The following is a 22,831-nucleotide window of genomic DNA, read 5'->3' as shown; positions in this document are numbered from 1 at the left end:
CAGAAAGCATAGCGCGGCAACCGGTCGCCGGCACTCATGCCGGCGACCCTGCACGCCTTGCCATCGATAGTGCAAAAGCAGCGTCAGAACTTGGTCGAGAACGTGAAGAAGTATTGCCGCGGCGCCATCGGATAAGTGTTGTACGTGCCCGAGGCGGCGCCCACCGATACCTGGTAGTCGCCTTTGCGATTCGCCAGGTTGGTGACATTCAAGCTCAGCTTGGCGTCGTGGAAAACATCGTCGAGCGGCAACGCATAGCTGAGCTGTCCGCTCATCAGGAAATAGCCGGGCATCGACAGATCATTGGTATAGGTGGCGTAGACCTTGCCCACCGCATCACCGATCAATTGGCCGCTGAATCGACCATAGCTTGCGCTGATGATGAATTTGTCCATCCACTCGGGGCTGCCCGGAACCTTCTTGCCCGCCGTGGGCACCAGCACGGCGCCGCTGAAGTAATTGTCGTTGTATTTCGAGTCGTTGTACGACACGGCGTTGTAGATGCTGAAATGCTCGCCCATATGCAGCGTCGCCGCCAAATCGGCGCCGTTGGTGGTGACACTGCCGACGTTCTCGATGATCGAAGCGCCGCCGACGATCGACGAAATGACCGGCGTCGGGCTGATCTGCAGCAACCGGTTGGAGAAGTTCACGTGGTAGGCGCTGACCTGGCTATCCAGGCCAGTGAACGGACCTGCATCAAAATCGTGCTGCGAACGAAGGCCCAGCTCGTACACCCAGGCCGTTTCCGGCTTCACCGTCTGCTTGAAGATATCGAACGCCTGCTGGCTGCCCAAGCTCCACGGCGACAGGTTATTGGCGGTGGCGAACTGGCGCATGTTCTGCTGCGCGTTGAAGAACAATTCGTCGTGCTGCGTGATGTCCCACGTCGCACCGAGCTGCGGCAGGAAGTCCTTGTGGCTGTTGATGGTGCCGTCGGGATATTGAACGACGCCCACGGTCGATTTCGGCAAGGGCTGCACCGGATACCAGCCGTCCGCATACTGGAAACTGGATTTGAAGCCTGCCTGCAGCGTGATGTTGGGTGTGACGTGCCACAAATCGGAGACGTAAGGCTGGATCACATCGCTGCGTGCGTCGTCTTCATACTGGGTGATCAGCGGGTCAGTCGGGCGCGCATACGGCGTCGCGGCGCCGGGATCATTCACATCGAGCGGATACCAACGGCGATCCTGCGACAGCCGGTTATGCTCCCACCACACGCCCGCGCTCAACTCGTTGGTGTCGGTGTCCCAATTCAATGACGAAAGCCAACCGCGGCGGTTGATGTCGTATTCGGTGGTGCGTATCGCATAGCCGGAGCCACCGAACACTTGCTTGAGGTTCTGGTTGGGGAAATACACGGCAAACAAAGCCGGCAGGCCTGCCACCTGGATCGGTCCGGCCACGACGCCGGCACCCTCGTCGCGGTGGTAATACACCTGGTTGGACCAGGTTATTGAGTCGGTGATGTACCACTCGTACTTCGCGTAAGTCAGGTAATCGGTGCGCTGCGCGTCGCTGTAGTAGTTGCGGTAGTTATTGCCGTCAGCTGCCGGCGGTGCGCCGTTGGCGCCGAGATAACTCAAGGCCTGCTGGAAATTGGGATACATGAAGGCGCGCGTGTAAGGCATGCGCCCCTCCCCCGCAGCCGTGCCGTGATAGTTGGCATCTTCATTCGGCTCCGTCTTGTCCGAATAATCGGCGAAGAACGTGAAGGTGCCATGCTTGTCGTGGTGCACGAATTTGCCGTCAAGCTGGGTGCCACCCTGATGGCCATCGAAATCCCACGCGCGCTGGTCTTGATGCATGATCGACACGTACGCCGCATTGTCACCGTCGAAATGGCCGGTATCGAAACGCGCATAGGTGCGCGTCGTCGCATAGCTGCCGACGGTCTGGGCAAAACGGCCACCCATCGTTGCCGCCGGATCGCTCGAAAAAGTAACGATGCTTCCGCCCAGGTTGGACGTGGATGCTGTGGCCAGATCGCCGGCACCGGAGAACAGCGTGACGTTGCCGACATCCTCGCTGATGATGGCGCGTTGCGGCGTCAGGCCGTTGTAGTTGCCGTACTGCTGGTCACCCAATGGCACGCCATCCATCGTGTAGCCGAGCTGCTGCCCGTTGAAGCCATGCACGAACAGCGACGTGTTCTGCTCGTTGTTGCCCCAAGGATCAGCCGTGCGATACAGCACGCCCGGCAAAGTCTGGATCGCTTGCAGCGGGCTGGTGCCTGGGAGAATCTTCTGGATCTCCGAATCACTCAGCGATACCGCCGAGCGCGCGCTGTTTTTGGCGGAGACGCTCACCACATCCAATTGCTTGGGGTCGTTGTTGGCGGAACCGTCTTGCGTTCCGTTGGCGGCTGCGACCGCAGAACCCGATGCAGATGGCACACCATTGGTATCGGCATAAGCCATGGAACTGAGCACGGCCAGCACGCTTGAGGCCAGTATTTTCAGCGCGTAACCATTAGTCGCCCATGTAGTTGCCCGTGCCTTTGCCGCACTTCTCGTATCGAAACTCATCAAATTCCCCAGTGATGTCTCTGCAAATTTTTGTTCGGAGCACGTAGCCGATCGCCAAAAAAGCGCCGCCACGTTGGCCATGGCGGCGATTCGTTGTGATGACTAGCGTATTGGCCGTCAGATCGTTCGGTCTGAACGAATCGACGCCGTCGTGCACGGGCTTTCTAATGGGGATGCGCGTCACAAGCGCGAACATTCACCGCATTAGATCGAGCCAAATCTTCCGGCGGCGCATGATGGGAAACCAACGTGACAGCTTGGTGAATCGCACAGTGGAAGTACGTGTCAGGAAATAGATACGTATCAGGAGATAGAGATGGTCTATACGACTAGACGTCTTTGCCATCGCACAAGACATAGTGACTTGCTGCATCAGGCTGTCATGAAAGACGCCATGTGTACTTCCTGACAGTAACGCGATCGCGTTGCAGAAGTTTTGATGCGCATAAACGAAAGCGCCGCATGGATTACCAAGAAGGGTAATCGTTACGCATAGTCACGGCGCCTGATGATGTGAGCGGCTAAAACGATCAACCCACCTTCAATGCCGCGTGCAGCTGTATTTCGTACATCCGTGAAAAACAAATAGCAGGATGCGCTCGCGCTGATAGGGCTTTTGAATGGCATATACGCCGGTCACAGCAATGACCGACGCAGCACTTAATCCGAATAGAAACTTGAAGATTCTGCGGTTCATAAACACTCCACCTAGTTCGTAAGATGCTCTTTCTCTTATCGCGAACAGCGTGCACCCAAGCAGCCAATGCCATGCGGCCCGGCGCGATTTGACATAGGCCATCTCGTTGAGCATGGCCTCCGCCCAATCTTTGCGGTGCGGCGGCATCATCCAAGTGACGAATCGAATCGCCCGGGCCAGGTCGCCCCCTCCCCTACGTGTAGTAGGGGAGGGTTGGGGTGGGGTGAAGCAACCTCGCGAGAGATTCCGTTGATGTCTCACGCTCATTCCCGCGTAGCGGGAAGCGAGCTTCGCTCGCCTTACCCCACCCCAACCCTCCCCTGCACGCAGGGGAGGGGGCCGTTTCCGGTTCACTCGTGGATATCGCGTTGAGCAAGCTTTTTTTAAGTCGCTTGCAGTGTGAATCATGCAAACGTGTTGTCCCTCAAGTGCTCGTTACTTTTTTCGCAAAATTTCCCCGGACAGCAGTGCGCGAAAGCGGGAATCCATTTTCAGGATGCATCAGAGCAAGGTGGATTCGCGCTTTCGCGGGAATGACGGCTACATGGGAGCGGCTCTCTCATGGCACCTCATTTCCTGATCAGGGAGGTTCCAGGAGCGATACGTCAAAACATTCAGCTCAGCGAGAAACAGCACATTTGCAAATCACTTTGAACATTGCGGAAAACAACGGATTCTTTGCCGCTTGCGTCAACATGTCGATATATGTAGACTTATTGCATGACGCGATCCAGGGCACCCTCAGCGCAAACCATGCAGCTCCTTGCTGCATTACTTTCGCAACGCGCTCAATGGCAACACGGATACGACCTGTCCGAGCAAACGGGACTCCCCTCAGGGACTCTCTATCCCATCCTCATGCGGTTGAGCGATCGAGGCATGGTCGAATCCAAATGGGAGCCGTCACCGCATCAAGGCCGTCCACCTAGAAAGTTGTATCGCCTCACCGCCAAAGGGGCGGCCTATGCCACCGAGCATTCGCAGCCAACAGGTGCGAAATGGCGACCGTTGTCGCCGGGACGAGCCTGATGACTGACGGCAACATGAAATTCATGGATCCGGCAAGCTAAAAGTTTCCCGGACAGCAGTGCGCTTTCACGGGAATGAAGGCTACATGGGTAACTTTCATCATGGTGAGAGGCGACGCGCATCAGGTACAACCAACCATCACGCCGCCATCCACACCCCAGATTGCGCCAATCACCCAGCTGGCTTTATCTGAAACCACATCCCGCACACAGATTGCCACCCGCTCAATGAGCACTCTTCCTCGCCCCGGCGACGCAGATCACCGTACCTAGCGTCACCACCAGCATCATCCAACTCACCTTTTCGTGGAGAAGCAGCGCGGCCAGACCAAGCCCCATGAACGGCTGAAACAACTGGAGCTGCCCCACCGCTGCGATGCCGCCCTGCGCCAAGCCGCGATACCAGAACACGAAGCCGATCAACATGCTGAAAAGCGAGACATAGGCAAGGCCGATCCATGCCGGCACACCAACATGGTTGAACGAAACCGGCCTGGTCAGCAGCGCTATCGGCAGCATGATGGGTAGCGACAGCACCAACGCCCAACTGATCACTTGCCAGCCGCCCAGCTTGCGGGAAAGGCGTGCGCCCTCCGCATACCCCAGGCCGCACACGATGATGGCGACCAACATCAGCAAGTCGCCTTGAGGCGACGCCTCGATGCCACCCAGGGATGCATAGCCGACGACGAAAGCGCTCCCCATGATTGAGAACAGCCAGAACACAGCCCGCGGACGCTCGCCACCGCGAAGCACTGCAAAGATCGCCGTGCAAAGCGGCAGCAGCCCGACGAACACAATCGAATGCGCGGAAGTCATGTGCTGCAACGCCAAGGCGGACAGTAGTGGGTAGCCAACGACACAGCCCAGGGCGACGAGTGCAAGCGATGGCACATCGGCGATATTCGGCCGGCGCTGTCGCAACAGCAGCAGCAGGGCCAAACCCAGCAACGCTGCCATCGTTGCCCGAGCGCAAGTCAGAAATGCGGGGCTGAAATCAGCAACCGCCGCACGTGTTGCAGGCAGCGATCCCGCAAACATGCATACCCCGATAAAGCCATTGATCCAGCCGCTTGTTTTTTTCATCGTGCCCCCGTGGGTCGTCGGCCTTCAGTGGAGCATCGACGCGGCGAGTCGAGCCAGGCACAATCCAATACAATTAATAAGAACTGTTATGGACATAAATCCACTACGGTTGAAGGAAGAACGTGAGGCGGAACGACACGCGGATCAACGCGGTGATGGCGGACATTCGATCGAGGATTGCCTCCCGCACTTATCAACCCGGAGCTCGCCTGCCCTCGGTGCGCGCCCAGGCGCGGGCCATGCAGCTCTCGGTGTCGACCGTCGTGGAGGCCTATGAGCGGCTGGCCGCCGAGGGGGTCATCGTTTCCCGCCCAGGATCCGGGTTCTATGCGGCGGGACCGGTCGCTCCACTCGCGCTGACGGAGATCGGCCCCAAGCTTGAAAGGGAAGTCGATCCGCTGTGGGTTTCACGCCAATCGCTGGAGACGGACGCCTCCGTGCTCAAACCAGGTTGCGGTTGGCTACCTGCTGCATGGATGTATGAGGCAGGCATGCGCCGCGCCCTCCGCGCAGCCGCCAGGGCCGATACGTTGGAACTGACGGATTACGCCACCCCGCTCGGCCATGTGGCGCTACGTCAATTCCTCTCCCGGCGGATGGCGACCACCGGCATTGAAGCCGCGCCCGAACAGATCATGCTTGCCGATTCGGGAACCCAGGCGATCGACCTTATTTGCCGTTTCCTGCTGGAGCCGGGCGACACCGTGCTGGTGGACGATCCCTGCTATTTCAATTTCCACGCCTTGCTGAAGGCGCATCGCGTGCAGATCGTGGGCGTGCCGTATACCGCGAATGGACCGGATGTAGACATGTTCGAAGCTGCGTTGAGGGAACATGCACCCCGGCTCTACATCACCAATTCCGGTATCCATAATCCAACCGGTGCGGTGCTTTCGCCCGTCGTGGCGCATCGACTCTTGAAGCTCGCCGACAGTTCCGATCTCGTGATCATCGAGGACGACATCTTTACCGACTTCGAGATCAGTCCTGCACCCAGGCTCGCAGCTTTCGATGGCCTCTCGCGGGTCATCCATATCGGTAGTTTCTCCAAGACGATCTCCGCGTCGCTGCGCTGCGGCTATATCGCGGCACGCATCGACTGGATCGAAAGCCTCGCCGATTTGAAAATCGCCACTGCCTTCGGCGGCGGGCGACTGGCAGCCGATATCGTGCTGACGGCATTGACCGACAGCGGCTACCGCAAGCACATGGAGACGATACGCCTGCGCCTGGCAGAGCAAATGGAGAAAACAGTCAGCCGGCTCAAAGCGATCGGCATCAAGCCTTGGCTCATGCCGCAAGCAGGCATGTTTCTCTGGTGCCGGCTGCCCGAAGGCATGGATGCCGCCACGCTGGCACGCTCATGCTTGAAAGAGGATGTCGTGCTGGCGCCTGGCAACGCTTTCAGCCAATCGTTGAGTGCGAGCGACTTCCTGCGTTTCAACGTCGCGCAATCCACGGACAATCGTGTTTTCAATGTCCTGGCGCGTGCACTTTCCGAACAGTAACGCGTCGTACTGATCGTGCTGGCGGCGTGCGCTTACCGTGACCGGATCCGTATCCAACCGCCGCCACACGCGGCATCATCATCCATCCATTGGAAAGGACCGAGCGAAGTGACGGCCAAACCCACGCCGCGCCAAGCCACGCGGCCATCGGAACGCCCATGCTGACCTTTGTGCTTGCCGCCCTGCTGCTCGGCGGCACCCCATCTGTCAGCAGCAACGCAGGCTCGTCCGTGATGACAGCTACGTCGGCGCCTACGCCGCAATTCCGCCGCTTCGGCACCGCCGACGGGCTGCCTGATCCCACCGTCAGTGCGCTGCTGCAAGATCGCGATGGTTATGTGTGGATAGCCACCGGCTCAGCATTGGTGCGCTATGACGGCGTGGCCTTCAAGACGTGGCCTCACCACAACGGCGATGCCTACGCTGCCCCCGCCGATCGTGTGCGCGTCTTGCTGTTGGATTCGCAAGGACGACTGTGGAGCGGCGGTGATGACGGCTTGGCGCGGTATGACCCGGTGCGCGACGGTTTCCTGCATTGGCGTCATGACGACAAGGTTCCCGGCAGCCTGGGTGATGATCAGATCAACACCTTGGCGCAAGACGGTGACGGCACGCTATGGGTAGGGAGCGATACCGGCCTGGACCATATGCTCGGCGATGGCCGTTTCGTGCATGTCCATCACGATCCAGCCAACGCGCGCAGCGTGGCCAGCGACGAAATACATGCGCTGCTGGCCGATCCCGATGGCCGTCTATGGGTCGGCACGAGTGCCGGCCTGGACCTTCGCGAGCGCGATGGCCGTTTCAGTCATGTGCATTTCGAAAATGAAGAAGGCCAAACGCTGGACCCGCCGCAGGTCTATGCGCTGGCTCGCGATGGCCGCGCACTCATGATCGGCACCGTGGGCGGCCTGTTCCGCCTGGACCACGACGGTGTCGCCCAGCGCGTGCCGCTGGCAGGCGTAGCGCCGCAGCCGATCATCTCGATCGCAACCGACGGCACCGGCCGTCTGTGGCTGGGTGGCGTCCACGGTCTGATACTGCGCGATCGAGACGGACGTGTTTACGGGTTCGGTGCCGAACCCTTGTTGCCCCACGCACTACCCGGCCGCGTCGTGCTGCGCCTGTTGCGCGATCGCGAAGGTGGACTGTGGCTGGGCACTGATAACGGCCTGGCTTATTTGTCGCCGGACTGGAACGATTTCACGCGCCGCGTTCATCGCCCCGACGATCTGGCCAGCCTTAGCCCAGGCACCTTTTCCGCGGTAGCCGCCAACGCAGACGGGACGCTGTGGATCGGCAACCAGGACGGCGGCGTCGACCAGCTCGATCCGGCAGCGCAAACCGTGGAGCCGTCGGTGATACGGCTGCCCGGCGCGCATCACGACATCCACGACATGGCCGCCGACGCGCGCGGGCGATTGTGGATCAACGCCTCCAACGGCAGCTTCCGTTATGGCCAAGGTCGCCTTGAATCCATCGCGGTACCCGCACAGCCGTACAACGTGGTGCTGGACGACAATGGCAACGCTTACATGGATCTGATGCCCGCAGGTGTATGCGTCACGCCCGCGGACAGCACGCGTTGCGAATCTCCCGCCTTCGCCAACGCCGAGCTGGCCGCGGCGTCCATCAACGATATGCGTTGGCACGCGCATGCCTTGTGGATGGCCACCGACAAAGGCATGACGCGCTGGGAACCCGGTCAATCCGTGCGCTACGTGCAGGGCGTGGAGCAGCGCTTCGTACGCGCGCTGGACTTTCACGGCGATGAGCTTTGGCTGGCCGACGCCGACAGTCTTTCCTTGTATCGCTGCCAGGGCGATCACGCGACGCGCGTGGCGCGCTATCCACTCAACGACGCGCGGACGGTCAATAGCGTCATGAGCCTGCGCGTGGATGGTGTCGGCCGCGCCTGGCTGTTCACTCGCGCCGGCTTGTGGTTGTACGACCCCGTCGACGGCAGCCTGCGCGGCTTTGGCGTGCAAAACGGCTTGGTGGACACTTATTTCGGCAGCAATGCGATCGCGCGCTTGGCAAATGGACGGCTATACGCCCCATCCAAGGACGGCATCGTCGGATTCCAGCCGGAAGCGATCCAGCCTCATCTGCGGCCGCCGGAGGTGCGTTTGAACGCGTTGAGCGTTCGCGGCCAGAACGGTGTGCGTGAATGGTTGCCCGGAAACGGTCCTGTTTCACTGGCCTGGAATGATCGCGACTTCACCGTCGTGGCGCGCGCCATGTCCTTCATCGTGCCGGAACGCAATGTCTACCGCTTCCGCCTTGAGGGGCTCGACAACAATTGGGTCGATACCGGCTCGCGCGGCGATCGCACGTTTACCCAATTGCCCGGTGGCGATTTCACGTTGCACGTGCAAGCCGCCGGCCCTGATGGCAGCTGGGGTGAACTGGCCACGCCACTGCACCTGCATGTGGATGACCCGCCGTGGCTGCGCTGGTGGGCCTGGCTTGCCTATGCGCTGCTGCTCGTCGCACTGTTCGCGGCGCTGCTGCATGCCATGCGCCGCCGGCAATTGCAGCGCCATCGCCTGGAGCTGATCACCCAGGAGCATCAACTGGCGCGTGCCGCCAGCCAGGCCAAAACCGAGTTCCTCGCCCAGCTCGGCCACGAAATCCGCACCCCCATGACGGGCGTGCTTGGCATGGCCGAGCTGCTGCTCAGTCGCCCGCTGGACGATACCCAGCGGCGCTACGCACAGACCATCCGCAACTCCGGCGAAGTGCTGCTCACGCTGGTGAACGATGCGCTCGACTTGTCCCGCATTGAATCCGGTCGCCTGCAGCTGACCCAGGCACCCTTCGATCCGCGCGCCCTGCTGCAAGACGTGGCGGAGTTGCAACGCGCCAAGGCGCTGGCCAAAGGCTTGGCGCTGTACGCCGATATCACCGATGGCATCCCGGCGCAGGTGCTGGGCGATGCCGTGCGCATCCGGCAGATCCTGCTCAACCTCAGCGGCAACGCCGTGAAGTTCACCGAGCGGGGGCAAGTGCGGCTGGGGCTCAGCAGTGACGCCAAGGGTCTGCAATTCACCATCAGTGACACCGGCCCGGGTATCGCCCCTGCCGACCAGGCCAAGCTGTTCCAGCGCTATCAACAGTTGGACAGCCCGCAGCGCGACTCGGGCAGCGGTCTGGGCCTGGCCATCAGCCGCGAGCTGGCGACACTCATGGGCGGCACCATCACGCTTGAGTCGACGCTGGGCACAGGTAGCCAATTCCAGGTGCGGTTGCCCCTGCAAGCAACGGCCGCGCCAGCCGAGCATCCGCAGACCATCTCCCGCAAGGAGGCGCCCCGCTGGCACGTGCTGCTGGTGGAGGACGACCCTGTCGTGGCGGCGGTCGTCGAGGGTCTGCTGGAGGTACAAGGGCATACCGTCGAACATGCGGCCACGGCGTTGCGTGCGCTGGAATCGCTGGAACACGCACGTTTCGATGCGGCCCTGGTGGATCTGGATCTGCCTGGCCTGGATGGTCTGCAATGGGCAGCGCTGGTGCGATCGCGTCGCGGCGGCGACACGCTGCCCATGGTCGCCATCACGGCCCGTGCCGGCGGCGATGAGGAAACCCGCGCCTACGCTGCCGGCATGGACGGCTTCCTGCGCAAACCACTGCACGGCGAACAGCTGGCCCAGGCGCTCGCGGCTGTCCTTATGCGCGCGTCCGTCACAGTCGACTGAACTGCGCCCGGAGTCGTGCCCGGAGTGTGCGGAGATTCATGTTCTGGCGATCTGATGGATGGCCGGTGGCTTTTCGAGGGCGCCAGCTGGCACGCCCGATGCATGGGAAAGCCCATGAACACCACGACCACCCACTTCCTGATCGAATCGGAGCACCCCACTCCGAGCAACGTGATACCGCTTCGGCCTGCCCGGCACCCGCGAGGGACGCATGCTGGTGCATGTCGATCCTCGGATATTCACGCGCATGCCGTTGACATCAACGCGGTGGAACACGAGCTGCCTGAGGAGCGTCTGGCACGCCGTGTAGAACGGGTTCTCTGTGCCCTGCTCTATCACACGGTGCTCGAACCCAAGGGTTTTCGCAGCGCGAAGTTTCCTTCCATCGAAAAGCGCGTAAGCGAACTGGTGTCACGCGATCGATTGACGGCGATCTCGCGTGCAGCGATCAGCCTTGACTCGACCGACGACCTCACACGGCTGGCAGCAGCGGCGATCACGTTCGAACTGAAAACGCAGTCTGGATGGCGGAGCAGAGTGTTGCGCCTGTTCTCGGCCCCTCGTCGACAAATCAACGCCGACACCTTGGCCATTGCGGGTCTGCTCGCGTGGGACCTGGATGCGTTGAAGGCTCGGCCGATCGATACGTTTGCCAAGTTTCTTTGAGCGTGCTTTTTGCTGGGGCGTTTGTCCGCAGCGTTAGTCGATCAACGCGGCGAGAACGTGCTTTGGATCCTTTTCGATCGCCTTAAGCAGGGCTCTTGCTGGCCCCGTCGGATTACGGCGACCCTGCTCCCAGTTTTGCAGCGTCGCCAACTCGACATCGAGCATCTTCGCAAATTTTGCCTGGGAAAGTTTCGTCAGCGCACGTATGCGCTTTACCCGTTCCGAAGCAACATCCGTCCTTCGGGAAGGCGTCCGCACGCCGTGACGGATGCCATCCATCTCGGTAATGCTTTGCATGAGTTCGTTGAATAGCTTCTTTTCCATCATCATCTCCACTGGTCGATGATTTGCTTCAGCACCTTCTTCTGTGCCGCAGTCAGGTCGTCAGCCTCATTCTTGGCATATGCCAGAAGCATTGCGATCTGCGACTCACCGATGAAGTAGTAATAGATCACCCGTGCGCCACCTCGCTTTCCATGCCCCTTCGCGGCCATGCGAATTTTCCTGAGTCCGCCGGTCCCTCGAATCACATCGCCAGCCGCCGGATCGTTGGCTAACTCGACCTGAAAAGCGGCGTATTCCTCGTCGCTTACCAATTCTTGGATCTGGCGAGTGAAGACACTCGTTTCGATGAAGATCATGGATTTGACCATACGCCATTGGCGTATATACGTCAATGGCGTATTGGCTCCGCCCTGGCGCTGGTCTTCGCCTGATAACAAACGCGCTATGGCAACGTAATCACCGCCGCAAGACCCCCGTCTTCCCGATTGGAAAGCTGCAAGCCACCACCAATCGCACGCGCTAACTGCACAGCAATGGCCAGGCCCAAACCCGCACCACCCGTGTCGCGGCTACGCGAACCCTCCAGGCGATAAAACGGCTGCAGCACCTGCTCCAACTGATCCTCGGGAATGCCCGGCCCGCGATCGCACACGGCCAGGCACATCGCGCCTTCCTCGTTGCGCCAGGCACTGACTTCAGCGCTGCCGCCATATTTAATGGCGTTATCAATCAAGTTGCCCAGCACGCGCCGCAATGCTTGCGGGCGAACCATGGCCGCGCCACCGATGGATTCCTCCAACGTGACAGGCTTGCCCATGTCCTGGTAGTCGAAGACAAGGCTTTCCACAAAGGCCTTCACATCCATGCGCACAGGCGTCTCCGCACCGCCATGAGCGCTGCGTGCGTAAGCAACGCCCTCGCGCACCAGATGCTCCATCTCGTGCAGGTCATTGAGAATCTTCTGACGTTCTTCGCCCTCTTCCAAAGATTCCGCGCGCAAGCGCATGCGCGTGATAGGTGTCTGCAGGTCATGCGAGATCGAAGCAAGAATGTGCAGGCGTTCCTTGAGATGGCGTGCGATGCGTTCTTGCATCGTGTTGAAGGCGATCGCCGCCTGGGCCACTTCGATGGGACCTGCTTCGCTCAGGCGCGGGCCATCCGCCGTCGGCGTCATGGATTCCGCGGCGTGTGCAAGTTGCGCCAAGGGGCGTGCGGCCAAGCGCACGGCGAGCCAGGTGCATATGAGCAGCAGGCACAACTGCAAAACCAGCACGATCGGCAGCCACTGCGCGATCGGCGGTATGCCGCGTGGCGTAACCTCCATCGTCAGCGGCGAACCGTCATGCAAGGTGAAATGCACCTGATAGGCCCCAGCATGCGTCGACATCGCATCCGCCTGTACGCGATAGTCAGGGCCGACCTCTTTCTCGATCCGGTGCACGAGTTGCCACGAGCGCTCATTGGTCAATGGCGTGCCCGGCTGGCCATGCCCTAACAGAAAACGATAGTTGTCACGCTGCAGAAGGCCCAGCGCGCCAGCGCGCTCGGCAGCGGGCAGGCGATCCAGCATGGCCACCGATGTACCCGCTTCATGCTCAACCGTGTCGAACATGGTCGCCGTAGCACTTTCATAGCGCTCATAGAACATCACGGCGAAGGAAAGCCCCTGCGCCAGCATCAGGCCGATGAAGATAATCAGGTAAAGACGCGACGCCATGCTGCGCGGCAACCAGCGTTCCGGCGCGATGAAGGCCATGCGGCTCACGGGTTATTTCCAGGCACGGTGATCGGCATGCTGAACACATAACCTTCACTACGCACCGTTTTGATGTACGACTGCTCTTTGGCGTTGTCTTCAAGACGAGTGCGCAAGCGGCTTACCAACAGATCGATGGAGCGATCGAACAGCTCCGCGTCCCTGCCCTGCGTCAGGTTGAGCAGTTGATCGCGTGAAAGCACGCGCTGCGGATGATCCAGGAACACCCGCAGCAACCGAAACTCCGCGCCACTGAGTGGCACGATGGTGCCTTCCTCGTCCAGCAGATGGCGTGCGGCGGTATCCAGGCGCCAACGCCCGAATGACAAGATCTCGACACTTTCGGTGATGCGCAGATTCGGCGGCAGCATGCGCGTGCGGCGAATCACCGCTTTGATGCGCGCCAGCAGTTCACGCGGTGAAAACGGCTTGACCAGATAATCGTCCGCGCCCATCTCCAGGCCGATGATGCGATCGGTCTCATCGTCACGCGCAGTCAACAGCAGCACCGGCAGCGCCTGATGCTTGCCGGCGCGCAAGGTGCGGCAAAGCACCAGGCCGTCATCGCCCGGCATCATGATGTCCAGCACGACAAGATCGAATGCCGAGGCGTCCAGTTGCGCGAACATGTCTCGGCCATCTACGGCCGCGCTGGCGCGCAAACCGTTCTTTTTAAGATAGTCCACGACACCCGTACGGATCTCGCGGTCGTCGTCGACGACGAGGATGTTGTCGATGTGGTCCATGTGCATGCGCTCCCAGGGTTGCGTTGCCGTTATGCGTTCTGCGATGTGCCCAGCAACTGCCGAATGCGCTGCTCGGTGTCGTCATAGTTTCCCTCGCCGACATGGTAATAGACCACATGGCCACGCCGGTCGATGAGATAGATGGCCGGCCAGTAACGGTTGCCGTAGGCATTCCAGATGCGATAGCTATTGTCCAAGGCTACCGGCCACGTGATCTGGTATTGATCAATCGCCTTCTGCAACAAGGCGGGATCGTGCTCCTCATCGTACTCGGGCGTGTGCACGCCGACGATCACGAGCCCCTGGCTGGCGTACTTGTCGTAAAGCGTCTTGATGTGCGGCAGCGTGTGGATGCAGTTGATGCATTCACGCGTCCAGAAATCCACCAGCACTACCTTGCCGTGAAGTTTTTCCAGGGTCAGTGGCGCTGAATTGAACCAGCGATCGGCGCCGGTGAAGTCAGGTGCCGGTGTGCCGCCAACGGGCTGCTCGGTGCTGGCTGCAGTCCAGGCGTTCGGCCAGAAAGTGATCAGGGCCGCACCGAGGGCGGCCAGGACGGCGGCAATGCGAAGGGATGTCATGGGGTGGTCTGCCTGTCGTGGATAAGCGGCAGCGTCCACGCGCTGCCATGACGCGTATGGGACATCCCTGGTTTATCTGGAACGTGTCCGCCTTGATGGCTTTTTGTATCTGTTTGTACAAACCGACGCGAGGCAAGTCTGCCCGGTCGGACGCTTTTGTATCAAAACGTATCAGGGCCCCTCCGTTACACATTTCGATGCCTTTTGGCGCCTGCCCGGACACAACCGGGATACGCCGCCGCGGTTTCCTATGCACACCGGCCAGGGCCTCGCGACGAGGCGGCCACTCGACCACTTAGGAAAACCGATCATGTCCATCCTCTACACCGCCAAGACCACCACCACCGGCGGCCGCAACGGCCAATCGCGCAGCGACGACCATCGCCTCGACATCAAGCTGTCGCTGCCCGGCTCCAGCGGCACCGGCACCAATCCGGAACAACTGTTTGCCGCAGGCTGGTCCGCCTGCTTCATCGGCGCGATGGGACGTGCAGCGCAGGAGATCGGCATCACGCTGCCGGCAGACACCTCGGTCGCCGCGGAAGTCGACCTGGGCAACGACGTCGAGGAAGGCTTCTTCCTCCAGGCACGTCTCAACGTAAGCCTGCCGGGACTGGAGCATGCCGTCGCCCAATCCCTGGTCGATCGCGCCCACCAGATCTGCCCGTATTCCAAGGCGACCCGCGGAAACATCCAGGCTGTCGTCGCCGCGATCTAAATCCCCAGTCATCACACACGCATTCCAGGAGATCACCATGAAGCGCACGCACTTGGCACTCGCCGCCGCCCTCGCCCTGAGCCTCACCGGTCTTGCTTCGGCGACACACGCCGAAAACACGCCAGCTCAATCATCCATGTCACCGGCTGCATCGCAGGATCCGTGGGGGCCGCTGAAGCATGTCCATGCCGGCGTGCTGGATGTCGCTTATGCCGAGATGGGGCCGGCCGATGGCCCGGTGGTGATTCTTCTGCACGGGTGGCCGTACGACATCCACAGCTATGAAAAGGTCGCACCGGCGCTGGCAGCAAAGGGTTATCGCGTGCTTGTCCCCTATGCACGTGGATACGGCGAGACGCGGTTTCTGTCGGCCAGCACCATGCGCAATGCCGAACCCGCCGCCTTGGCACAGGACGTCATCGACTTCATGGATGCGTTGCATATCCAGCGTGCGGAACTTGGTGGTTTTGATTGGGGTGCGCGCTCGGCAGACATCGTCGCCACCCTTTGGCCGGAACGCGTGACATCGTTGGTGACCGTGAGCGGCTACCTCATCGGCAGCCAGGAATCCGGCAAGGAGCCCTTGCCGCCCAAGGCCGAGCTGCAGTGGTGGTATCAGTATTACTTCACCACCGAGCGTGGCCGCGTCGGTTACGAAAAGTATCACCACGACTTCGCCAAGTTGATCTGGCAGTTGGCCTCGCCGAAGTGGAACTTTGACGACGCCACCTTCGAACGCAGTGCCGCAGCGTTGGACAACCCCGACCAGGTCGCCATCACCATCCATAACTACCGCTGGCGCCTGGACCTGGCCAACGGCGAAACAACATACGCCCCGCTGGAGAAGCGCCTGGCGCAATTCCCGGCCATCACCGTGCCGACGATCGCCCTGGAAGGCGATGCCAATGGCGCACCGCATCCGCAGCCGGAGGCGTATGCCAAGCATTTCACCGGCAAGTACCAGTTCCGCCTGATCACCGGCGGCATTGGCCACAACCTGCCGGAAGAAGCGCCACAGGCATTCACGCAAGCCGTGATCGATGCTGGTCACCTTTGATACGAGTCGGACGAAGGTCGATCGGCCGTTATTACTTCGCACGTAATTGCCGCCGCTCCCTAGACAACCAATGATGCCTTCAACGGGCGGGTGATGCCGCCCTCATTGCGAGGCCAACATCGTTGCAAACGTAAATAGGCAAGGAACATCACATGAAAGCGTCAATCATGGGGGCTGCAACGCTCTTGACCATCGCAAGTGTCCTGGCACCTCATACGGGCCGTGCGCAGCAACTGCAAGGAACACATCGCAAGGAACTGTCTCGCCACAACCTAAGCATTCCGGGTTACGAGGAAGTTCAACTGCGTGTCGACATCGATCCTGGCAAGACTGCTCCGAATCACAAGCATCCTGGCGAGGAAATCATCTACGTCATCGAGGGCACGCTGGAGTATCGCCTCGAAGGCAAGCCGCCGGTGACGCTCAAGGCTGGCGATGTCTTGTTTGTTCCGACGGGTGTTGTCCATAGCGCGACGAACGTCGGGCAGACCAATGCAGCAGAGCTTGGAACGTACGTTGTTCCTATCGGGAAGCCGCTTGTCGAAGTGGTGAAGTGAGGCATTCCAGATCTGAGGCAGGCGCACTCTTCACATGTGCGTGCCAGGTGTGTCCACCAACCGCCACGACCCGATTTTTGAATGACTTAATAGTGCCCAGTCGTCATTCCGGCGAAAGCCGGAATCCAGTCTAAATAAGCGTCCGAAGGACACAGCATCCTTTCCTGTTGCGTGCTTCGCACAACATGCTTGAACTGGATTCCGGCTTTCGCCGGAATGACGGTGAGGTGCAGATAGACCTGATCGCAAGACATGTAGATATCTATGCCACAAAACCCAAGGAGATACGAAATGAAAAGCATGTTCGCAGGATTGGTGCTCGCAGCCGCCATGTTCGTTGGCGCCAATGCGTCCGCACAGGAGCCCATGCACAAACCCACCATCGTGCTGGTACATGGCGCATTCGCAGATGCTTCAAGTTGGAACGGAGTCGTCAAGATCCTGCAGAAAGACGGCTATTTCGTCATCGCCGCCGCCAACCCATTACGCGGCGCGAAGAGCGACGGCGCAAACATCGGCAGCCTCGTTGCCGACCTGAAAGACCCTGTCGTGCTGGTCGGCCATTCCTACGGCGGCAATGTCATTACCGAAGCAGCCAACGGCCATTCGAACGTCAAAGCACTGGTCTACGTCAGCGCGTTCGCTCCAGACACCGGCGAGACCGTCGCAGAGTTGGCAGGCAAGTTCCCCGGCAGCACACTGGGCCAGGCGCTTGCTCCGCCCGCCGAACTCGCCGATGGCAGCAAGGATCTCTACATCCTTCAGAACAAGTTCCCTGCGCAGTTCGCCGCCGACGTTCCGGCAGCGCAGGCCGCGCTGATGGCGGCAACGCAACGCCCGCTAGCCCAGGCCGCACTCGATGAGAAGGCAGGTGATGCGTCCTGGAAGACCATCCCATCCTGGTTCATCTATGGCGACGCAGACAAGAACATTCCGCCGCAAACGATGGCGTTTATGGCCAGGCGAGCCAATGCCAAGGGTGTCGTGGTCGTCAAGGGCGCCTCGCACGTGGTGATGGTGTCCCATCCCGAAGCGGTGGCGAAGCTGATCGAGAAGGCGGCATCAGCTCAATAATCAGCCAAGATCTATTAAATGACCTCGGTGTCATTCCGGCGAAGGCTGGAATCCATGGCGAGTGCGAAGCATGGATTCCGGCCTTCGCCGGAATGACGCCGAGGTAAAAACGCTAAGTATTGGCCGCGAAAAAACCCTTCATTGAACAGCTCGAAAACGTGGGGATACCTCAGGCTCTGATCGATTTGCATCACGTGCGAAGCAGCGCCAGGCTTAACCGCGCGGCGAATTGCTCCCGATAGCCGGCAGGGTGCACATGCAGGCGCCGCACGAACACCCTCCTCATGCGCTCCTCGTCGCCAAAGCCGCAAAGGCAGGCGATCTGCTTGATGGAAACATGGTTTTCCTCAAGATGCCGGCATGTGGTTTCAAGGCGAAGATCCTCGACCAGCTTGGTCGACGTGCGGCCATATTCCTCGACAAACTTGCGTGCAAAGGTGCGCGGCGTCATTTTCATCCGCGCGGCAAGACGCTCGACACTGAGATCCTCATCCAGATGCTCGACGATCCAGGCATGCAAGGCCTCAAGCTGAGATTTGACATTGCGCGTATTCGTGTCCGCCTGTGCCGCCAGGGTCCGGCTGAATTGCGCCTGCCCGCCAGGGCGATGCAGAAAAACGACGAGGTCTCTGGCGACGGCAAGGCTCAGGCGACGATCGTGATCGGCGGCCACCAGGGTCAGCGCCAGGTCGATACCTGCCGAGATGCCGGCGGACGTCCAAATGTTGCCGTCGTTGATATAAATAGGATCGAGCTGCACATCCACCGCCGGAAACTGCGCCAGTAGATCATCGACGGACGCCCAATGGGTGACCGCGCGGCGCCCATCCAGCAGGCGTGCAGCAGCCAATAGAAAAGCGCCCGTGCACACGCTGCAAGTGCGCCGCACCACGGTGGAGGCATGCGCTATCCAATCGATCAACGCTGTATCGCGCATCGCTTCGGCAACCGTGGCGCCGCCGACCACCATCATCGTATCCAGCCGATGCACATCGACGGTTGCAATGGATTCGGTGTGAATCGACATGCCGGCGCCCGTCCTGACCAGGCCGCCCGCCGTGGATAGATAGACAAACTCGTAGAGCGGGACGCTTTCGCCCGACAACCGATTGGCGCTGCCAAACACTTCAGCGGGGCCGGCGATATTGAGGGCTAACGCATCGTCGAACAGAACGAAGGCAATGATCTTGGTGGAAGTCATCGGTTTGGCAGAAAACGAGGCCTGATTAGCGTTGTCCCGCCGGACTCGAACCGTCAAGATCCAATCCAGATCGGGTATTTCCGTTCAGCACGGTCCAATGGCCGTGCGTCCATAGCGAACACCTCTGCCTGCCTCGGGAGAATGGCTTATGCACCGCATACCGATGCTTGCAACCCTCATCACGTCAGCCTTGGTGTCGTCGGCATGGTGCGCCGATACGCCAACCCCGCCTGCTGAACTTCAAGCGCTGGATATCACCGCAGGTACATGGCTATACCACGGAGAAAATCTCGCCGTCGGCAATCAGAAAGCCGGCAAATGGGTATGGCTGGAAGAGTGCGGATGGTCCGCCAACAAGGCGTTCATGGCGTGCAGCTTTACCATGAACAACCCCGACAAGGTCATAAAGTCGCACGCCGTCAGCACGTACAACCATAGCGACAAAAGCTATTGGCATTATGAAATGTTCGACTCCGACGGCAGCGGTGCCGATCCCTTCATTGCGCGCATGACCATTGAAGGCAATACCTGGGCCGAATACGGCAAAGCCGATAACAAAACCTATCGTGTGACCTATCACTACCTCTCGCCGACCAAGGTGACGGTTCGCATCGAGCTATCCGTCGACGATGTTCACTGGACGACGCTGGCGCAGGGGGAAGGCATCAAGCAGCAGTGACTTCAGTTCGCCGCAATGCTTGATACTTCGTCGTCCCGGCGAAAGCCGGGACCCAGTGTCTTTAGGCGCTAAAAAACCAAAGTCGCCAGGCCCCGGCTTCCGTCGGGGCGACGTTTTATCCATCTTGGCGAACCATCCGCCACGACCTCACAGCACTTGATGCAGACAGCGCTTTCTTTGATATGGTGCACCGTCGGAATGCGCCGCCGCACGCCCTCCGCCATCTACAAAACCATCACGTAACACTCGCTCTGGCTCAGCCACTTCGTCATCGGCAGCCCTTCTCGCCATGACGCCGGCAGGTCTTACCTTTGGAGATTGTGATTCTCATGGTTGACATCACCCGCCGCACTTTCGTCATCTCAAGTCTTGGATTGTTCGGCGCAGGCCTATTGCCGCGCTTCGTGTGGGCCGGTCACGGCAATGCCAACGCCATGGCGGGACAGCCACCGTGGGCACTGCCGCAAAACGGAGCAGCCATGGCACCACGCGAACAATGGCTGTTCGACTTCGGTTGGCAGTTCGCGTTCGGCCACGGCGATGACCCGGCCAAGGATTTCGGCTTCGGCTTCGGCCAGGGTGATTTTTCGAAGACAGGCACGTTCAAGATCGCCACCACCGACTTCGATGCGGCCGACTGGCGCAAACTGAATCTGCCGCATGACTGGGCAGTGGAACTCCCCTTCGTGCACGACGACAAGGGTGATGAAGACAGCCGGATGACGTCGCATGGCTATAAGCCGCTTGGGCGACGCTATCCCGCCACCAGCGTCGGCTGGTACCGGCGCACGTTCGACATTCCCGACAGCGATCGTGGTCGGCGCATCTGGATCGAGTTTGACGGCGCAATGCGCGACGTCATGCTGTTCGTCAACGGTTGTTTCATCGGCCGCCACGACGACGGCTATACCTCGTTCCGTTTCGACGTTACCGATTTCCTCAACTACGGCGGCAAGAATGTTGTCGCCTTGCGTGTCGACGCCAGTTTCGGCGATGGCTGGTTTTACGAAGGCGCCGGTATCTATCGCCACGTCTGGTTGACCAAAATGGATCCGGTGCACCTGGGCAGATGGGAAAGCGTGGTGCGCCCGACCCTCAAGGGCGACACCGCTTCGCTTGACCTCGCAACCATCATCCAGAATGAGAACGGGCATCCGGTAAACGCCTCGCTCGCATGGACCATTGTCGATGCCAGCGGCCGCACGGTTGCGCAGGCGACATCCGCCGCACAGGCAATTGCGCCGAGTACATCGACGGACTATCGAGCCGCGGCGACCATTGACCATCCCGCCCTCTGGTCGCCTGATGAGCCCCATCTCTACACAGCGCTCGTCAAAGTCTTCGTCGACGGCAGCGTGCGCGATGCCGAACACATTCCATTCGGTATCCGCACGGCACGGTTCGATCCTGACCACGGCTTCTTCTTGAACGACAAGCCGCTCAAGATCCAAGGCACCTGCAATCACCAGGATCACGCTGGGGTGGGTGCCGCCCTGCCCGACCGGCTGCAAGCCTTCCGCCTATCCGTGCTGCAAAGCATGGGCTGCAACGCCGTGCGCACCTCGCACAACATGCCGACGCCCGAATGGGTCGAAGCATGCGATCGCATGGGCATGCTGATGATGTGCGAAACACGCCACATGAGCGCCAGCCCGAGCGGCTTGGAACAACTCGAAACCATGGTGAAACGGTATCGCAACTCGCCGTCGATCATTATCTGGTCGATCGGCAACGAAGAATGGAAGCTTCAAAAAGGTGATATGGCAGCACAAGGTGAACGCATCGCCACCACCATGGTCGAGCGCTGCCACGAACTCGATCCTACCCGTGTCGTTTCCGCAGCCGTCAACGGCGATAACGAGCAAGGCGTCTCCGATGCGCTCGACATCATCGGCTTCAATTACCACACCGATTTTCCCGACGACTTCCACAAGAAGCATCCGAAGCGCCCTGTTTTCGGATCGGAAACTTCCAGCGCCATTTCCACGCGCGGTGAATACAGTTCCGACAAGACAAAGAACACGGTCAACAGCTATGACGGCGTCGTGGACTGGGGACAAACACCGGAGCAATGGTGGACCTTTTACGACACCCGCGAATGGTTGGCCGGCGGCTTCGCCTGGACCGGCTTCGATTACCGCGGTGAACCCACGCCTTATGGCTGGCCTTCGATCAGTTCGCAATTCGGGATCGTCGATATGTGCGGCTTTCCCAAGGATTATTATTACTACTACAAAGCCTGGTGGCGAAAAGAACCCAGCCTGCATGTGTTTCCGCATTGGAACTGGCAAGGGAAAGAAGGCCAGGACATTTCCGTCTGGGTCTATACCAACCTCGATGAAGTCGAACTGCTGCTCAACGGCAAGAGTCTCGGCAGCAAGAAGGTGCCTCGTCTGGGGCATATCGAGTGGAAGGTTGCGTACGCACCCGGCGTGATCGAGGCGCGTGGCAGTCGTAACGGCCAAACCGTGCTGGTTGAGAAGCGCGAAACCACAGGCCCAGCGCAAAAAATCCGCTTGATTGCCGATCGTTCTGAGATCGCCGCAGATGGGCAAGACGTCACCATCATTACCGTCGAAGCGCTTGATGACCACGGCCGGCTAGTGCCCACGGCGGACAACAAGCTTGCATTCCGCATTTCCGGAAAAGGCCAACTTATCGGCGTCGGCAACGGCAATCCCAACTGTTTGGAGAGTGACAAGGAGCCGAAGCGGTCGCTGTTCAACGGATTGGCCCAGGTCATCATTCAATCGACGGATGAAGCGGGTCAGGTGCTTATTGAGGCGGTTGAGGAAGGAGCCGTTGGACAACCGTTGCGCTCTGCCTCAATGGCGATCACAACAAAGAGACCTGCATCGAAAGCTCAGCGCGTTAGCTGATCGGCTTAGGGCCAATGCTTCGAACTTAATGTCTGCGATGCTGCTATTTCGGAGGCATCCGTCATTCCGGCGAAGGTGCACTGC

The 22,831-nt window shown here is 60.0% G+C and carries 19 protein-coding genes; 10 read left to right on the top strand and 9 right to left on the bottom strand.

What is annotated here, in order from left to right; all coding sequences use genetic code 11:
* Window positions 1–83: 83 nt before the first annotated feature.
* Together IEX75_RS15465 and IEX75_RS15460 are read right to left on the bottom strand one after the other, a co-directional pair.
* On the bottom strand, window positions 84–2,531 hold the full coding sequence (locus tag IEX75_RS15465; RefSeq protein ID WP_229720858.1) for a TonB-dependent receptor: 2,448 nt from the start codon (window positions 2,529–2,531) through the stop codon (window positions 84–86).
* 541 nt (window positions 2,532–3,072) lie between these two features.
* Window positions 3,073–3,378: a hypothetical protein gene (locus tag IEX75_RS15460; RefSeq protein ID WP_188795217.1), complete on the bottom strand. Its 306-nt coding sequence runs from the start codon at window positions 3,376–3,378 to the stop codon at window positions 3,073–3,075.
* Window positions 3,379–3,948: 570 nt separating this feature from the next.
* Between IEX75_RS15460 and IEX75_RS24485 the strand changes: the two genes are divergently transcribed.
* Window positions 3,949–4,257, top strand: coding sequence for a PadR family transcriptional regulator (locus tag IEX75_RS24485; protein WP_425490541.1), 309 nt, complete (start codon window positions 3,949–3,951; stop codon window positions 4,255–4,257).
* 224 nt (window positions 4,258–4,481) lie between these two features.
* On the opposite strand, the gene IEX75_RS15450 is transcribed toward IEX75_RS24485, so the two are convergent.
* Window positions 4,482–5,342: a DMT family transporter gene (locus IEX75_RS15450; protein WP_188795214.1), complete on the bottom strand. Its 861-nt coding sequence runs from the start codon at window positions 5,340–5,342 to the stop codon at window positions 4,482–4,484.
* A 122-nt stretch (window positions 5,343–5,464) separates the two neighbouring features.
* On the opposite strand from IEX75_RS15450, the gene IEX75_RS15445 reads away from it, so the two are divergent.
* From IEX75_RS15445 to IEX75_RS15435, 3 genes are all read left to right on the top strand, one after another.
* A complete protein-coding gene (locus IEX75_RS15445) occupies window positions 5,465–6,850 on the top strand; it encodes an aminotransferase-like domain-containing protein (RefSeq protein WP_188795212.1) in 1,386 nt (461 codons plus the stop codon).
* Between the two features lie 158 nt (window positions 6,851–7,008).
* A complete protein-coding gene (locus IEX75_RS15440; RefSeq protein WP_188795210.1) occupies window positions 7,009–10,548 on the top strand; it encodes a hybrid sensor histidine kinase/response regulator in 3,540 nt (1,179 codons plus the stop codon).
* 114 nt (window positions 10,549–10,662) lie between these two features.
* Window positions 10,663–11,214, top strand: coding sequence for a hypothetical protein (locus IEX75_RS15435; protein WP_188795207.1), 552 nt, complete (start codon window positions 10,663–10,665; stop codon window positions 11,212–11,214).
* Between the two features lie 33 nt (window positions 11,215–11,247).
* On the opposite strand, the gene nadS is transcribed toward IEX75_RS15435, so the two are convergent.
* From nadS to IEX75_RS15410, 5 genes are all read right to left on the bottom strand, one after another.
* A complete protein-coding gene (gene nadS / locus IEX75_RS15430) occupies window positions 11,248–11,538 on the bottom strand; it encodes a NadS family protein (RefSeq protein ID WP_188795205.1) in 291 nt (96 codons plus the stop codon).
* Window positions 11,539–11,540: 2 nt separating this feature from the next.
* Window positions 11,541–11,855, bottom strand: a complete 315-nt coding sequence (locus IEX75_RS15425) for a type II toxin-antitoxin system RelE/ParE family toxin (protein ID WP_188795203.1) — start codon at window positions 11,853–11,855, stop codon at window positions 11,541–11,543.
* 86 nt (window positions 11,856–11,941) lie between these two features.
* The gene (locus tag IEX75_RS15420) at window positions 11,942–13,255 is read right to left on the bottom strand and encodes a sensor histidine kinase (protein ID WP_188795735.1); all 1,314 of its coding nucleotides are present in this window, start codon (window positions 13,253–13,255) and stop codon (window positions 11,942–11,944) included.
* Between the two features lie 5 nt (window positions 13,256–13,260).
* Window positions 13,261–14,001 (bottom strand): response regulator, encoded by a 741-nt coding sequence (locus IEX75_RS15415; RefSeq protein ID WP_188795201.1) that lies wholly within the window; start codon window positions 13,999–14,001, stop codon window positions 13,261–13,263.
* A 29-nt stretch (window positions 14,002–14,030) separates the two neighbouring features.
* The gene (locus IEX75_RS15410; RefSeq protein ID WP_188795199.1) at window positions 14,031–14,582 is read right to left on the bottom strand and encodes a redoxin domain-containing protein; all 552 of its coding nucleotides are present in this window, start codon (window positions 14,580–14,582) and stop codon (window positions 14,031–14,033) included.
* Between the two features lie 310 nt (window positions 14,583–14,892).
* Here IEX75_RS15410 and IEX75_RS15405 point away from each other — a divergent pair, with 310 nt between their 5' ends.
* The 4 genes from IEX75_RS15405 (at window position 14,893) to IEX75_RS15390 (ending at window position 17,988) form a co-directional block, all read left to right on the top strand.
* A complete protein-coding gene (locus tag IEX75_RS15405; protein WP_188795197.1) occupies window positions 14,893–15,300 on the top strand; it encodes an organic hydroperoxide resistance protein in 408 nt (135 codons plus the stop codon).
* A gap of 37 nt (window positions 15,301–15,337) precedes the next feature.
* Complete coding sequence (locus IEX75_RS15400) at window positions 15,338–16,357, top strand: alpha/beta fold hydrolase (RefSeq protein ID WP_188795195.1); 1,020 nt, start codon at window positions 15,338–15,340, stop codon at window positions 16,355–16,357.
* A gap of 152 nt (window positions 16,358–16,509) precedes the next feature.
* Entirely contained in the window at window positions 16,510–16,914 is a 405-nt protein-coding gene (locus tag IEX75_RS15395; protein ID WP_188795193.1) for a cupin domain-containing protein, read from the top strand.
* 291 nt (window positions 16,915–17,205) lie between these two features.
* Window positions 17,206–17,988: an alpha/beta fold hydrolase gene (locus IEX75_RS15390; RefSeq protein ID WP_188795191.1), complete on the top strand. Its 783-nt coding sequence runs from the start codon at window positions 17,206–17,208 to the stop codon at window positions 17,986–17,988.
* A gap of 190 nt (window positions 17,989–18,178) precedes the next feature.
* Here IEX75_RS15390 and IEX75_RS15385 read toward each other — a convergent pair whose 3' ends face one another.
* On the bottom strand, window positions 18,179–19,189 hold the full coding sequence (locus tag IEX75_RS15385) for a GlxA family transcriptional regulator (protein WP_188795189.1): 1,011 nt from the start codon (window positions 19,187–19,189) through the stop codon (window positions 18,179–18,181).
* A gap of 148 nt (window positions 19,190–19,337) precedes the next feature.
* Between IEX75_RS15385 and IEX75_RS15380 the strand changes: the two genes are divergently transcribed.
* Together IEX75_RS15380 and galA are read left to right on the top strand one after the other, a co-directional pair.
* Window positions 19,338–19,868, top strand: coding sequence for a hypothetical protein (locus IEX75_RS15380; protein WP_188795186.1), 531 nt, complete (start codon window positions 19,338–19,340; stop codon window positions 19,866–19,868).
* Window positions 19,869–20,197: 329 nt separating this feature from the next.
* Complete coding sequence (gene galA / locus IEX75_RS15375; RefSeq protein ID WP_188795184.1) at window positions 20,198–22,747, top strand: beta-galactosidase GalA; 2,550 nt, start codon at window positions 20,198–20,200, stop codon at window positions 22,745–22,747.
* Window positions 22,748–22,831 lie beyond the last annotated feature (84 nt).

The organism is Dyella nitratireducens, from assembly GCF_014642835.1.
GTDB classification, from domain to species: domain Bacteria; phylum Pseudomonadota; class Gammaproteobacteria; order Xanthomonadales; family Rhodanobacteraceae; genus Dyella_B; species Dyella_B nitratireducens.
Note: the sequence above shows the minus strand (reverse complement) of the source record. Positions and strands in the feature narration are given on the sequence as shown.

Excerpts from the sequence above, each read along its gene's own strand:
- IEX75_RS15420 (WP_188795735.1), bottom strand. The coding sequence starts at position 13,255 with ATGGCCTTCATCGCGCCGGAACGCTGGTTGCCGCGCAGCATGGCGTCG.
- IEX75_RS15385 (WP_188795189.1), bottom strand. The coding sequence starts at position 19,189 with ATGACTTCCACCAAGATCATTGCCTTCGTTCTGTTCGACGATGCGTTA.
- IEX75_RS15435 (WP_188795207.1), top strand. The coding sequence starts at position 10,663 with ATGAACACCACGACCACCCACTTCCTGATCGAATCGGAGCACCCCACT.
- IEX75_RS15425 (WP_188795203.1), bottom strand. The coding sequence starts at position 11,855 with ATGATCTTCATCGAAACGAGTGTCTTCACTCGCCAGATCCAAGAATTG.
- galA (WP_188795184.1), top strand. The coding sequence starts at position 20,198 with ATGGTTGACATCACCCGCCGCACTTTCGTCATCTCAAGTCTTGGATTG.
- IEX75_RS24485 (WP_425490541.1), top strand. The coding sequence starts at position 3,949 with ATGACGCGATCCAGGGCACCCTCAGCGCAAACCATGCAGCTCCTTGCT.
- IEX75_RS15390 (WP_188795191.1), top strand. The coding sequence starts at position 17,206 with ATGAAAAGCATGTTCGCAGGATTGGTGCTCGCAGCCGCCATGTTCGTT.
- IEX75_RS15440 (WP_188795210.1), top strand. The coding sequence starts at position 7,009 with ATGCTGACCTTTGTGCTTGCCGCCCTGCTGCTCGGCGGCACCCCATCT.
- IEX75_RS15415 (WP_188795201.1), bottom strand. The coding sequence starts at position 14,001 with ATGGACCACATCGACAACATCCTCGTCGTCGACGACGACCGCGAGATC.
- IEX75_RS15460 (WP_188795217.1), bottom strand. The coding sequence starts at position 3,378 with ATGATGCCGCCGCACCGCAAAGATTGGGCGGAGGCCATGCTCAACGAG.
- IEX75_RS15465 (WP_229720858.1), bottom strand. The coding sequence starts at position 2,531 with ATGAGTTTCGATACGAGAAGTGCGGCAAAGGCACGGGCAACTACATGG.
- IEX75_RS15405 (WP_188795197.1), top strand. The coding sequence starts at position 14,893 with ATGTCCATCCTCTACACCGCCAAGACCACCACCACCGGCGGCCGCAAC.
- nadS (WP_188795205.1), bottom strand. The coding sequence starts at position 11,538 with ATGGAAAAGAAGCTATTCAACGAACTCATGCAAAGCATTACCGAGATG.
- IEX75_RS15450 (WP_188795214.1), bottom strand. The coding sequence starts at position 5,342 with ATGAAAAAAACAAGCGGCTGGATCAATGGCTTTATCGGGGTATGCATG.
- IEX75_RS15380 (WP_188795186.1), top strand. The coding sequence starts at position 19,338 with ATGCACCGCATACCGATGCTTGCAACCCTCATCACGTCAGCCTTGGTG.
- IEX75_RS15410 (WP_188795199.1), bottom strand. The coding sequence starts at position 14,582 with ATGACATCCCTTCGCATTGCCGCCGTCCTGGCCGCCCTCGGTGCGGCC.
- IEX75_RS15395 (WP_188795193.1), top strand. The coding sequence starts at position 16,510 with ATGAAAGCGTCAATCATGGGGGCTGCAACGCTCTTGACCATCGCAAGT.
- IEX75_RS15400 (WP_188795195.1), top strand. The coding sequence starts at position 15,338 with ATGAAGCGCACGCACTTGGCACTCGCCGCCGCCCTCGCCCTGAGCCTC.